At 41.9% G+C, this 12,854-nt stretch carries 11 protein-coding genes and 4 tRNA genes; 2 read left to right on the plus strand and 13 right to left on the minus strand.

Translation table 11 applies throughout. The features are described 5' to 3' along the window. Window positions 1-123 precede the first annotated feature (123 nt). From rplS to ffh, 5 genes are all read right to left on the minus strand, one after another. Window positions 124-477 carry a 50S ribosomal protein L19 gene (rplS, locus tag PSE60_RS10900; protein ID WP_004914006.1) on the minus strand — a complete coding sequence of 118 codons (354 nt, stop codon included), beginning with the start codon at window positions 475-477 and terminating at the stop codon, window positions 124-126. Between the two features lie 41 nt (window positions 478-518). Next, entirely contained in the window at window positions 519-1,283 is a 765-nt protein-coding gene (gene trmD / locus PSE60_RS10905; protein WP_198641904.1) for a tRNA (guanosine(37)-N1)-methyltransferase TrmD, read from the minus strand. 38 nt (window positions 1,284-1,321) lie between these two features. Next, on the minus strand, window positions 1,322-1,867 hold the full coding sequence (rimM, locus tag PSE60_RS10910; protein ID WP_047757188.1) for a ribosome maturation factor RimM: 546 nt from the start codon (window positions 1,865-1,867) through the stop codon (window positions 1,322-1,324). Window positions 1,868-1,885: 18 nt separating this feature from the next. After that, a complete protein-coding gene (gene rpsP / locus PSE60_RS10915) occupies window positions 1,886-2,134 on the minus strand; it encodes a 30S ribosomal protein S16 (protein ID WP_004914031.1) in 249 nt (82 codons plus the stop codon). A gap of 136 nt (window positions 2,135-2,270) precedes the next feature. Then, window positions 2,271-3,632, minus strand: a complete 1,362-nt coding sequence (gene ffh, locus PSE60_RS10920; protein ID WP_210837520.1) for a signal recognition particle protein — start codon at window positions 3,630-3,632, stop codon at window positions 2,271-2,273. A gap of 386 nt (window positions 3,633-4,018) precedes the next feature. Here ffh and PSE60_RS10925 point away from each other — a divergent pair, with 386 nt between their 5' ends. Together PSE60_RS10925 and PSE60_RS10930 are read left to right on the plus strand one after the other, a co-directional pair. Further along, window positions 4,019-4,810 carry a cytochrome C assembly family protein gene (locus PSE60_RS10925; protein WP_004264820.1) on the plus strand — a complete coding sequence of 264 codons (792 nt, stop codon included), beginning with the start codon at window positions 4,019-4,021 and terminating at the stop codon, window positions 4,808-4,810. A 42-nt stretch (window positions 4,811-4,852) separates the two neighbouring features. Next, window positions 4,853-6,139 (plus strand): CNNM domain-containing protein, encoded by a 1,287-nt coding sequence (locus PSE60_RS10930; RefSeq protein ID WP_109911980.1) that lies wholly within the window; start codon window positions 4,853-4,855, stop codon window positions 6,137-6,139. An 86-nt stretch (window positions 6,140-6,225) separates the two neighbouring features. On the opposite strand, the gene luxS is transcribed toward PSE60_RS10930, so the two are convergent. The 8 genes from luxS to alaS form a co-directional block, all read right to left on the minus strand. Beyond that, complete coding sequence (gene luxS / locus PSE60_RS10935) at window positions 6,226-6,741, minus strand: S-ribosylhomocysteine lyase (protein WP_004914042.1); 516 nt, start codon at window positions 6,739-6,741, stop codon at window positions 6,226-6,228. 153 nt (window positions 6,742-6,894) lie between these two features. Next, the gene (gene gshA / locus PSE60_RS10940; RefSeq protein ID WP_210837514.1) at window positions 6,895-8,454 is read right to left on the minus strand and encodes a glutamate--cysteine ligase; all 1,560 of its coding nucleotides are present in this window, start codon (window positions 8,452-8,454) and stop codon (window positions 6,895-6,897) included. 196 nt (window positions 8,455-8,650) lie between these two features. Beyond that, window positions 8,651-8,727: transfer RNA gene (locus tag PSE60_RS10945), tRNA-Arg, on the minus strand. 94 nt (window positions 8,728-8,821) lie between these two features. After that, a tRNA-Arg gene (locus tag PSE60_RS10950) sits at window positions 8,822-8,898 on the minus strand. A 138-nt stretch (window positions 8,899-9,036) separates the two neighbouring features. Beyond that, window positions 9,037-9,113 (minus strand) — tRNA-Arg (locus PSE60_RS10955). Between the two features lie 11 nt (window positions 9,114-9,124). Next, a tRNA-Ser gene (locus PSE60_RS10960) sits at window positions 9,125-9,217 on the minus strand. A gap of 436 nt (window positions 9,218-9,653) precedes the next feature. Continuing rightward, a complete protein-coding gene (csrA, locus tag PSE60_RS10965; protein ID WP_004264815.1) occupies window positions 9,654-9,839 on the minus strand; it encodes a carbon storage regulator CsrA in 186 nt (61 codons plus the stop codon). Between the two features lie 228 nt (window positions 9,840-10,067). After that, window positions 10,068-12,695, minus strand: coding sequence for an alanine--tRNA ligase (gene alaS / locus PSE60_RS10970; protein WP_210837512.1), 2,628 nt, complete (start codon window positions 12,693-12,695; stop codon window positions 10,068-10,070). Window positions 12,696-12,854: the final 159 nt, after the last annotated feature.

Raw genomic sequence — 12,854 nt, forward strand, 5'->3', positions numbered from 1 at the left:
GGGCGAATGAGTGCTGCCAACACAGCTACAACTTGAAATATGACGAATATAGTGACGAATATAAAAAGGCCCGCAAATGCGGGCCTCTCTCATAACATAACTTTCGGATGTAGCGAAAGCGTATTACTTGGCGTTCAGACGCTCTTTGATACGAGCTGCCTTACCAGAACGCTCACGCAGGTAGTACAGCTTAGCTCTGCGAACAGCACCACGACGTTTAACAGCAATGCTATCTACGACTGGTGAGTGAGTTTGGAATACACGCTCAACACCTTCGCCGTTAGAAATTTTACGAACAGTGAATGCAGAGTGCAGACCGCGGTTACGAATAGCGATAACCACGCCCTCGAATGCCTGCAGACGTTTTTTAGAGCCTTCTACGACCCATACCTTAACTTCCACAGTGTCACCCTGACGGAATGAAGGTACGTCCTGCTTCATTTGCTCTTGTTCAAGTTGTTTAATAATGTTGCTCATAATAACTCTCTTACCCTAGGTAAACTGATATGTTTAGACAATTAATTGTCTGGATTCATTTGTTGCTTGGACTGATATTCAACTTGGAATTCAGTCAACAACATCCTCTGCTCGTCAGTCAGAGCTAGGCTTTCCAGAAGCTCAGGTCTTCTAAGCCAGGTACGGCCAAGTGATTGTTTCATGCGCCAGCTATCTATTTTAGCGTGGTTTCCTGAAAGTAAAACTTCCGGAACCTGCATACCGTCTAACACTTCAGGGCGGGTATAGTGTGGACAATCTAACAAACCATCTGCAAAAGAGTCTTCTTGAGCAGAGGCTTGATGACCAAGTACCCCCGGAATAAACCGTGAAACTGAGTCAATCAACACCATCGCGGGGAGTTCCCCACCACTGAGAACGTAATCACCGATTGACCATTCTTCGTCAACTTCGGTTTGAATGATACGCTCATCAATACCTTCATAGCGGCCACAAACAAGAATCAATTTCTCATTGGTTGCCAGCTCGCAAACACCGTCTTGACTGAGTTTGCGCCCTTGCGGTGAAAGATAAATAACCTTTGCACCAACACCTGCCTCAGTTCTTGCTGCGTTGATTGCATCCTTAAGCGGTTGCACCATCATCAGCATGCCTGGACCACCACCATAGGGGCGATCATCAACAGTTTTGTGCCTATCGTGAGTAAAATCCCGCGGATTCCAGCACTCAAATGTTAGCAGGCCATTTTTCACTGCCCGACCAGTTACCCCGTACTCGGTTATTGCGCGGAACATTTCGGGAAACAGGCTAATTACACCAATCCACATCATTTCGTCCCACTTATCAATACCGTTCAACCGGAGATTTAAAAACCAGGATCCCAATCCACTTCAATAAGTTTGGCATCGAGATCGACTTTCTTGATAACCTGCCCATCAAGAAACGGAACCAACCGCTCCTTGATGCCAAATGCATCTTTTAAATTCGCCTTAATGACCAGTACATCATTTGAACCGGTCTCCATCATGTCAGTGATGGTACCAAGGTCATAGCCTTGTAACGTCACTACATGGCAGCCCATCAGGTCTTTCCAGTAGTATTCGTTTTCTAACTCAGGAAGTTGGGTTGAATCAACCGCAATCTCAAAGTTAGTCAAAAGCGCAGCTGCATCGCGGTCATCGACCCCGTTCAGCTTGACGATGATATCCTTGTTATGATGTTTCCAATCTTCAATTTCAATGTGTTGCCATTGACCTGAGCGTTGGATAAACCAAGGCTGATACTCAAAAATACTTTCAGCATGTTCGGTGGACGAAAAAACTTTGAGCCAACCACGAATACCGTACGCTGCACCTAATTTCCCCAACACGATTGGGTTTTCAGGTGGCTGTAGTTTAGTTTGCTTGCTCATTGTTACCACCGCGACAGATTAAGCTGCTTTCTTAGCTTGTTTGACCAGTTGTGCAACACGGTCAGAAATAGTTGCGCCTAAGCCAACCCAATGCTCAATACGGTCCAGGTCTAAACGCAGTTCTTCTGCTTGACCAGCAGCGATCGGGTTGAAGAAACCGATACGCTCAATGAAACGACCGTCACGCGCATTGCGGCTATCGGTTACAACGATTTGGTAGAACGGACGTTTTTTAGCGCCGCCACGAGATAAACGAATTGTTACCATAACATCCTCATTAGTTAACAAAACAACCAGACTCCATCGAGGGATAGAGTCCGGCTGTCATATAAAAAGCCCGAAAAGTTTACTCACTTTGACGCAAAAATCAATCAAAAGTGCGTTTTCTTTGAGGCTTTATTGCTTAACGCCCCGGAAAACCCGGAGGCATCATACCCTTCATGCCGCGCATCATCTTGGCTAGACCACCTTTTTTCATTTTCTTCATCATGCGTTGCATGTCATCAAATTGTTTTAAGAGGCGGTTAACTTCTTGCACGGTAGTTCCCGAACCTGCCGCAATACGACGTTTTCGCGAACCTTTAATAATTTCAGGTTTTTCACGTTCTTTACGTGTCATGGAATTAATCATCGCTTCCATACGAACGGTGATTTTATCATCCATTTGGGACTTAACGGCATCTGGTAACTGAGACATTCCGGGCATTTTACTCATCATGCTCGCCATACCGCCCATATTACGCATTTGCTTTAATTGACTTAAAAAGTCATTTAAATCAAAGCCATCCCCTGTTTTAAGTTTTTTAGCAAGCTTTTCAGCTTCATCACGGTCAACTTTATGCTCAATCTCTTCAATCAGAGAAATCACATCACCCATTCCAAGAATACGCGACGCAACGCGCTCTGGATGGAATGGTTCTAAGGCATCAGTTTTTTCACCAACACCTAAGAACTTAATGGGTTTCCCCGTAATAGCACGAATTGAAAGTGCCGCACCACCTCGCGCATCACCATCGACCTTGGTCAACACAATCCCGGTCAGTGGCAAGGCTTCATTAAACGCTTTCGCTGTGTTTGCCGCATCTTGCCCTGTCATCGCATCAACGACGAATAAGGTTTCAACTGGCTTAATAATGCGGTGAACTTCTTGGATTTCTTCCATCATCGCTTCATCGACGTGCAAGCGACCCGCTGTATCCACTAACAGCACATCGTAGAATTGCAATTGTGCATGTTTTAATGCTTTTTGAACAATCGCAGCGGGTTTTTCTTGTACTTCCGAAGGGAAAAAATCAATACCAACACTTTCAGCTAACGTCTCTAATTGTTTAATCGCTGCGGGGCGATAAACGTCAGCAGAGACAACTAATACTTTTTTCTTTTGTTTTTCTTTTAAAAGCTTACCTAATTTTGCAACGCTGGTTGTTTTACCCGCACCTTGCAAACCCGCCATTAAAACGACCGCAGGAGGTTGTGCGGATAAATTAAGTTGGTGGTTTTCGTCCCCCATCGCCCGAGTCAGTTCATTTTGAACTATTTTGATGAACTCTTGGCCTGGTGTTAGACTTTTATTGACATCTTGCCCAACTGCATTTTCTTTAACTTTTTGAATGAATTCACGGACAACTGGTAAAGCAACATCAGCTTCCAGCAAGGCCATACGAACTTCGCGTAGTGTTTCTTTAATATTTTCATCAGTTAGACGCCCACGCCCACTGATATTGCGCAACGTGCGCGATAGTCTGTCAGTTAAATTATCAAACATATGTCTTAGCTCAATTCTGTTGATGGGCCGATGTCAGCCTGATCTGGTTGCTAATACAGATAATTTCAAGTGCGTGTTATCTAACAACTTGAATTATAAGCATCAATGCCTTCACAACGATGAAGGAAAACCAACACTAAAAATAATTGCGGCAAAATAATGCCCCATTGTAACATGCCCGCAGTTTTTTCGCTGCCCCCTGTTTGAAACGGATGATACAGGTTATTATGGCTTGAATTTAATAATACGAACCAAACCCGTAGGCGCGTGAAGTGCTATCAGCAATGAATATATTGCGATTGACCCGTCCAATAGTTGGAGCCTGCACTCGTACAAGTTATACTATGAAATAACTTTCCACTAAAAATGATTAACGACACTATACTATGCCCGTATTTGCAGTCATAGCAGTTTGTACATACATGGTCAGTCTGTTACTGATCGTCCCCGGCCAAGTGCGTAAACAGCCGTTTTACCGCCATCTCGCGCTTTTTCTTGCCGTTGTTGCGTTAGTAACTCACGCTATTACATTGAAATTTTTGATTTTCAGTGAAGCCGAAGGACAAAACCTCACGCTGTTGAATTTAGGCTCAACAGTGAGCTTACTCATGTGTGTGATTATGACTGTTGTCGCTTACTGGGGAAAGGCTTGGTACTTAACACCCATAGTCTATAGTTTTGCCATCATTAACTTGATGCTGTCAACGCTAATGCCTGGTGAGTTTATTACCCACCTCGAAGCTCGCGTCCCCCTGTTTGTTCACATTGGCCTCGCTTTGTTGAGCTATGCAACACTCCTTATTGCTGCTTTGTATGCATTACAAGTGGCTTTAATTGACCATCAGCTAAAAAATAAGACCTTAAAATTTAGCCCCGATATGCCACCGATGATGGTGATTGAACGTAAAATGTTCCATATCACTCAAGTTGGTGTCATTTTGCTAACTCTAACCTTATGCACTGGCTTTATTTATATGGATAATATTTTTGATAAAGAAAATATCCATAAATCAGTGTTATCCGTTATCGCTTGGTTTGTTTATATCACTCTACTTTGGGGGCATTTCCATGGAGGATGGCGAGGTAAGCGCGTCCTATTTTTCCATGTTGGCGGCTCAATCATCTTAACTATGGCTTTTTTTGGCAACCGTCTAATACAGGAGTTTATGGTATTTTGACGCAAATAAAGTCACTACTTTCACCACATAAGGAAACTTGTTTTGGATGATGTGTCCACGAGTACGCTAATCATCATATTGATTGTTTTAATTTTTATGTCAGCCTATTTCTCTGCATCAGAAACTGGGATGATGACGCTAAACCGTTACCGGTTAAAACATTTAGCAAAACAAGGTAATCGCTCAGCGATACGTGTTGAGAAACTCCTTAAACATCCTGATAAGCTGTTAAGCCTAGTCCTTATCGGTAACAACTTAATCAACATAGTTGCTTCCGCATTAGCCACTATTATCGGTATGCGGCTATACGGTAACGCGGGTGTAGCAATGGCAACTGGGATCCTGACTTTTGTGATCCTCATTTTTGCCGAAGTTATGCCAAAGACACTGGCAGCGCTGTACCCTGAAAAAATTGCATTTCCAAGTAGCTATCTCTTAAAACCATTGCAAGTCGTTATGATGCCTATTGTTTGGGCATTTAATACTATTTCAGCACTACTGTTACGTTGCATTGGGGTGAAGTCACTAACCGCACGGACTGATGCGGTTAATAAGGAAGAGCTACGCACCATTGTTAACGAATCAAAGCATAAAATTAGCCGCCGAAATCAAGACATGCTGATTTCAATTTTAGACTTAGACAAAGTCACGGTTGGCGATATTATGCTGCCAAGGAATGAGATTGTTGGCATTGATGTCAATGATGACTGGAAATCAATTATTCGGCAGCTTACGCACTCCCCTCATGGCCGTATTGTGCTTTATCGCGATTCACTTGATGACTCTATTGGCATTCTACGCGTCCGCGAAGCGTACCGTCTCATGATGGAAAAACGTGAATTTAATAAGCAAAACCTCATTAAAGCTGCAGATAACATTTATTTTATTCCTAACAGTACACCGTTAAATGTTCAGTTAGTTAACTTCCAGCACAATAAAGAAAAACTCGGGATTATTGTTGATGAATATGGTGAGATTCAAGGCCTTATCACTGTAGAAGATATCTTAGAAGAGATAGTTGGTGATTTCACCACCTCTATGTCGCCATCCTTAGCTGAAGAAGTTTTACCACAGAGCGATGGGAGCGTTCTTGTAGATGGTTCTGCTAATATTCGTGAGCTGAATAAGGCTTTTGATTGGAATCTCCCTGTAGATGGTCCTAGGACGGTTAATGGCATGGTTTTGGAAGTCATCGGTGATATTCCACAACTTGAAGAGCAAATCGTGGTAGGACATTACCTTATCGAAGTATTAGCGATGAATGAAAACATCGTTAAGCAGGTCAGGATCACACCTCTTACTTTTAGTTCTCAAGTTCCCGATCTTTGATTTGTTTATAAACTTGCCATTAAATTCTTCTATAAAAATAAAAAGAGCCTTAATTGGCTCTTTTTATAGAGAATATTTGATAAAAACTAAACATGTAGCTGTTCAAGTTTCTCTGCAGGTAATGCTAACTCATCGTTCTTATTGATACCAATTTCAGATGCAAGAACATTACGTGCAATTTGCTGGGCTTCTTCCAGTGAGTGCATTTTATATGTACCGCACTGATAGACATTCAATTCAGGAATTTTGTTTTGATCTTTCACCTGCAAAACATCTTCCATTGCTGCCTTCCATGCATTAGCAACACGCAGTTCATCAGGCTGACCAATAAGGCTCATATAAAAACCAGTGCGGCACCCCATTGGTGAAATATCAATAATTTCAACACCGTTACCGTTGAGGTGGTCACGCATAAAGCCTGCAAAGAGGTGCTCTAAAGTATGCGTCCCTTTTTCTGTCATGGCTTCTTCATTTGGTACAGTAAAACGCAAATCAAAAACCGTGATGGTATCACCACTTGGTGTTTTCATGGTCTTTGCCACACGTACAGCAGGCGCTGACATGCGAGTATGATCGACAGTAAAGCTATCTAATAATGGCATTTTGTGACCTCCTCAAAAATAAAAAATATTTTCTAAAATAAATGAAACTATTTTGAAAATGCAGAGTCTGAATTATTGAAAGACGCGCAATTTGTTATCATCCCTAATTCTCTAAGAGATTTTTTATTTGGCCACCTAGAGTGGCCATTTCTTTTAGCGTCCTGCATGAATGCGTAGATAGTCCTCAAAGCTTTCGCTCTCACTTTGTTCCATCTTCGCTTGCTTCTCTATTGAAGCCAATCGTGCTTGCTCAAATTGCTCTTCAGTTATCACTTCATACGGTTCATTCACTAACTGTTCAAAATATTTTTCAGCTAATTCTAACCCGTAGCCACCAATGCCTTTTTCTAACATTTCATCCATAACAAGCGCTGAATATGTGAGAGTTGGATCTTTAAACATAGCGACAAATTGGTGACAAACTTCTTGATATTTAGCATCACAACAAGTGTCTAACACTTCAGCCACGCGGATCAAGTCATTAAATAATTGCTGCCCAACTTCAACTAATGGCTTAACTTCACTACCACAGCCGAAACCAATAACTTGACCGGGTTTACGGCCTTCAAGGATGACACGATTCCAGTTTTGACGACAACAGTCTAATTCTTGTGCGTTCATTTCAGGTGCATCAGCGAGTACGCACCATATTAAGAATAGATCAACAAAACGAGCTTGTGTTTCATTAACGCCTATTGCACTAAATGGATTGATATCAAGTGAACGGACTTCAATGTACTCAATACCACCGCGCAATAATGCATCGGAAGGTGATTCATTGCCTTTAGGAACGCGTTTCGGCCGTATTGGGGCGTAGAGCTCATTTTCAATTTGTAGCACATTCGTATTTAGCTGAATATATTTGCCATCTTTTTTGACACCCAGTTTTTCAAATTCAGCTGAAGGCTTATGGATAGCTTTTTTCAGGTTTTCTACATATTCATCCAGTTTATTGAACGTGATATTTAAATCACTTTGTGATTTATTTGTATAACCTAAGTCACTCATGCGTAGAGATGTCGCATAAGGCAAGTAATACGTACCACAGTCCGTTTTATCAAATGATAGCGTTGTATCCCTATCTTTCAAAAAAGAGCCGCAAATAGCCGGAGATGCACCGAATAGATAAGGAATAACCCAACCAAAGCGGTAGTAATTTCTAATCAGACGTAAATAGCCTTCAGAAATTTTTTCTTTACCGCTTTCTTCATCTTCAATGCCTGCCCATGCTTGCCAAAATTCAATCGGCAAAGAGAAGTTATAATGCACCCCTGCTATCGTTTGCATCAAAGCGCCATAACGATTTTTAAGGCCTTCACGGTACAGCGTTTTAAACTGCCCTACATTAGAAGAGCCATATTGCGCAAGAGTGATTTTATCTTCACTTTCAATAAAGCACGGCATACTCAACGGCCACATTCTTTCATCTTGAAGGTGTCGAGCTGTATAGCGGTGTAAATCCCGCAAAAAAGCCAAATTATGGCTAATGCTTTTATCTACAGGAGTAATAAATTCGAGTAGGGACTCCGCAAAATCTGTCGTGATCCATTTATGTGTTAAAGCTTTTCCCAGCCCTTCTGGATGCAAGGTCTCTGCAATTGCGCCTGTAGGGGTTACACGCAATGTTTCACGCTCTATACCACGTTGAATACCATTTAGTGTTTCTGGGTGCGCCTCTAACCATGAGAGCGCTTTCGATACGTCCGGGATCAAGTCGACCTCCCGCCTGTGATGTTAATTTATTTTATTAAGGCAATTACTTTAGCTTAAATCACATAAATTGTCGCTGTCTAGATGTGTGGTTTATGAGGGAATAAATCAAAGATGCATGGAAAATGCGATTTAGTTAATTTTATGAATGGTAATTTTAGGCAAAAAAAAACTCCTCAAATGAGGAGTTTCTTAATGATGGTGCATCCGGGAGGATTCGAACCTCCGACCGCTCGGTTCGTAGCCGAGTACTCTATCCAGCTGAGCTACGGATGCAAAATTCATTCGATTTTGAATCGATGTATTCTCAATAACTTTTCTGAGTTAAATTAAAAGGTATTATTGATATGCTAAGTTATTAGCTAAGAGATGGTGCATCCGGGAGGATTCGAACCTCCGACCGCTCGGTTCGTAGCCGAGTACTCTATCCAGCTGAGCTACGGATGCATACTTAATGCAAGATGTGCTGCTCTCTCAAACTTCTTTATCAACTTCTACTTCTGTAAATCAACTTCTTAGTTACTGCTTTGTTTGGCTGCTAAAACCAAAACAAAACCCCATCAGATGTTCTCATAGGGTTAAAAATGGTGCATCCGGGAGGATTCGAACCTCCGACCGCTCGGTTCGTAGCCGAGTACTCTATCCAGCTGAGCTACGGATGCATAATCTAAAATGGCGGTGAGGGAGGGATTCGAACCCTCGATGCAGCTTTTGACCGCATACTCCCTTAGCAGGGGAGCGCCTTCAGCCTCTCGGCCACCTCACCATATTTTAGTTACACACGATTTGTTTTTTCAAACATCTCGTTGCTGTGTGGCGCACATATTACTTTCCTAGACTTAGAAGTCAAACAATTTTTCCAAACTTTTTGCATTCCGGTGTCTGTTTGCACATTTCACAAGCAAGATGATTAGTTTAACACCGAAAAAGATATATTTCAGCCCTTATGACACTAACTTTATAAACAAAAATACTGGAAAAAAATTATTCTACAAATGAATGAAAATGAGCTCACAGGATTGATTAGCCTATATTTCGAACAAAAGGAAACTAAATTTCAGTACAAGAGAACCGAAGACTAAGTAATAAAGTGAGTTTGATGCTAGAAAAGTATAAAAACGAAAGGATATTTTTAGAAATAATGCGAGTAAGACAAGCGCCCATTCTTGCTGTGTGGTCAATCATTGGACGCTTATTCATTATTATTGATTATCTGGTTGAGTCTTTTCAGCCTGGATCCGTTGATAAATTTCTTCACGGTGAACAGAAACTTCTTTTGGGGCATTAACACCAATACGAACTTGGTTGCCTTTGACACCCAATACAGTAACTGTTACCTCATCGCCTATCATGAGTGTTTCACCAACTCGACGAGTCAGAATAAGCATTCTTTGCTCCTTGAAATATTAAAAGAGTCGGGTCTCTAGGTATCCCCCGCTATTGTCCATCACACACCGTGAAAACGTAAAGCAATGACATTCACCTAAAGCATTGATGCCATCAATACAAGCATTCTAATTATTTACAAGCAAAATATAGCACTACAAACGATACATTAACAATGCCGCAACAGATTAAAGTTGCCTCATCTTTTAATGAGGCAACTTTGTAAGTGCTTACAGGCGTGCTTCAACCCATTCTTCGACACTCGCCATCGCAGCAGGCAATGCGTTAACGTCAGTACCTCCTGCTTGAGCCATGTCTGGGCGGCCACCACCTTTACCACCAACCTGACTTGCAATATGGGAAATCAAGTCACCTGCTTTAACTTTAGCAGTTAAATCATTAGTCACCCCAACAATCATACTGACTTTATCACCACTTGTTGTTGAAAGCACGATAATCGCTGATTTCAACTGATTTTTAAGGTCATCAACCATAGTTCTCAACAACTTAGGATCAGTATCTCCTAATTGAGTCACTAATAATTTGATGCCTTTCACGTCTTTCGCTTTGCTACTTAGTGAAGCACTTTCTTGAGATGCTTGTTGATCTTTTAGTTGCACAATTTCTTTTTCGAGCTGGCGAGATTTATCTAATGCCGCTTTCACTTTCTCGACAAGGCTATTCATATCACCTTTAACCAAGTGTGCAATTGCCGAAAGTTGCTCTGATTGATTGTGAATACTTTCAATTGCTGTAGTACCCGTCGTCGCTTCAATACGACGAACACCTGCAGCGGTACCCGATTCGCTAAGAATACGGAACAAACCAATATCTCCGGTACGACGCGCATGAGTACCACCACATAATTCGATAGAAAAATCACCCATACTCAGAACACGTACACGCTCTTCATATTTTTCACCAAATAATGCCATAGCGCCTTTTGCTTTTGCACCTTCTAAATCCATCAGTTCAGTTTCAATTTCTGAATTTTTACGGATTTGCGCATTCACAATATCTTCTACTTGGCGTAGTTGGTCTTGTGTCATCGCCTCAAAATGGGAGAAGTCAAAACGCAAGTATTTATCATTAACCAATGACCCCTTTTGAGAAACATGGTCACCTAATACTTGGCGTAATGCCGCATGCAGTAAGTGCGTTGCTGAGTGATTCAAACGTATAGCATCACGTCTAGCACTATCCACAAAAGCGGTAATTCTATGGTTAACAACGAGTGTTCCCGCTTCAACCTTACCAATATGCCCAATCGCTTGACCATATTTTTGTGTGTCAGTAACTTTGAAGCTCACACTATCATTATTTAAATAACCAGTATCACCGACTTGCCCACCAGACTCTGCGTAAAATGCTGTTTTGTCTAGTATAACTAAGCCTTCTTCACCTGCATTCAAGCTGTCTACAGGCTGGCCATCTTTATATAATGCAGTAATAGTCGCTTGTTGCTCATCATATTGATAACCGGAGAATTCACTGCGCTTATCAACTTTAATTAAAGAGTTATAATCTGCACCAAAACCACTGGATTCGCGCGCACGACGACGCTGGTCCTCCATCGCTCGCTCAAAACCTTCTTCGTCGACTTTAATATTGCGTTCACGGCAAACATCTGCCGTTAAATCGATTGGGAAGCCATAGGTGTCATATAAGCGGAATGCGGCTTCACCGTCCAGAGTATCCCCTTTCAGTGAGGCAAGTTCTTCATCTAATAACTGAAGACCACGTTCTAAAGTGCGAGCAAATTGCTCTTCTTCGGTCTTGAGAACTTTTTCGACCATTGCTTGCTGGCGTCCAAGTTCATCAGCCGCAGACCCCATGACGTTAATCAGTGGCGCGACTAATTTATAGAAGAAGGTATCTTTGGCACCAAGCATATAACCATGACGAACAGCACGACGGATAATGCGGCGCAGAACATAACCACGACCTTCATTTGATGGAATAACACCATCACTAACAAGGAATGCACAAGAACGAATATGGTCAGCAATAACACGTAATGATTTATTTTCTAAATCCGTCGCACCTGTTGCTTTAGCGGCTGCAGCGATGAGATCGCGAAAAATATCAATTTCATAGTTTGAATTAACGTGCTGCAATACTGCAGAAATACGCTCTAAGCCCATTCCTGTATCGACTGAAGGTTTTGGCAGAGGCTCCATTGTCCCGTCAGACTGACGGTTAAATTGCATGAAGACCAAGTTCCAAATTTCAATATAGCGATCACCGTCTTCTTCTGGGCTTCCTGGAGGTCCACCCCATATGTGGTCACCGTGATCATAGAAAATCTCGGTACATGGACCACAAGGACCGGTATCACCCATCTGCCAGAAGTTATCTGACGCATATGGCGCGCCCTTGTTATCACCGATACGAATAATACGCTCAACTGGAACACCAATTTCTTTGTTCCAAATGTCATAGGCTTCATCGTCAGTTGCGTAAACGGTCACCCACAGCCTTTCTTTTGGTAAGTTAAACCATTCTTCACTAGTCAATAATTCCCAAGCAAAACGGATAGCGTCATGCTTAAAGTAATCGCCAAAGCTAAAATTGCCTAACATTTCAAAAAATGTATGGTGGCGAGCGGTATAGCCCACATTTTCTAAGTCGTTATGTTTACCACCTGCACGCACACAGCGCTGCGCGGTTGTCGCTCGGGAATATGCTCTTTTATCCAGACCAAGAAATACATCTTTGAACTGGTTCATCCCTGCGTTTGTGAACAATAGTGTAGGGTCATTATTTGGCACTAGTGAACTACTAGAGACCACTTGATGACCTTTTGTATGAAAAAAGTCGAGAAACGCTTGACGGATCTCAGCGGTGCTTTTACTCATATTTATCCCGATATCAAGCTGGAAACAGAATTACGAATTGTTGAGATGGAATGTAACATCACCTCTAATCAACTCTCCGATTAAAAAGTGACTGATAAGATAAAGTCTCTTTGTGCAGAAGTAAAATATAGATACATCCATTCGCAGCTTTCATTGTAA

It is taken from the genome of Providencia sp. PROV174 (genome assembly GCF_028480685.1).
GTDB classification, from domain to species: domain Bacteria; phylum Pseudomonadota; class Gammaproteobacteria; order Enterobacterales; family Enterobacteriaceae; genus Providencia; species Providencia rettgeri.

Bases quoted from the DNA above. Each gene is read 5' to 3' on its own strand.
- csrA (WP_004264815.1), bottom strand. From the start codon at position 9,839: ATGCTTATTCTGACTCGTCGAGTTGGTGAAACACTCATGATAGGCGAT.
- ffh (WP_210837520.1), bottom strand. From the start codon at position 3,632: ATGTTTGATAATTTAACTGACAGACTATCGCGCACGTTGCGCAATATC.
- PSE60_RS10925 (WP_004264820.1), top strand. From the start codon at position 4,019: ATGCCCGTATTTGCAGTCATAGCAGTTTGTACATACATGGTCAGTCTG.
- alaS (WP_210837512.1), bottom strand. From the start codon at position 12,695: ATGAGTAAAAGCACCGCTGAGATCCGTCAAGCGTTTCTCGACTTTTTT.
- rimM (WP_047757188.1), bottom strand. From the start codon at position 1,867: ATGAGCAAGCAAACTAAACTACAGCCACCTGAAAACCCAATCGTGTTG.
- rpsP (WP_004914031.1), bottom strand. From the start codon at position 2,134: ATGGTAACAATTCGTTTATCTCGTGGCGGCGCTAAAAAACGTCCGTTC.
- trmD (WP_198641904.1), bottom strand. From the start codon at position 1,283: ATGTGGATTGGTGTAATTAGCCTGTTTCCCGAAATGTTCCGCGCAATA.
- rplS (WP_004914006.1), bottom strand. From the start codon at position 477: ATGAGCAACATTATTAAACAACTTGAACAAGAGCAAATGAAGCAGGAC.
- luxS (WP_004914042.1), bottom strand. From the start codon at position 6,741: ATGCCATTATTAGATAGCTTTACTGTCGATCATACTCGCATGTCAGCG.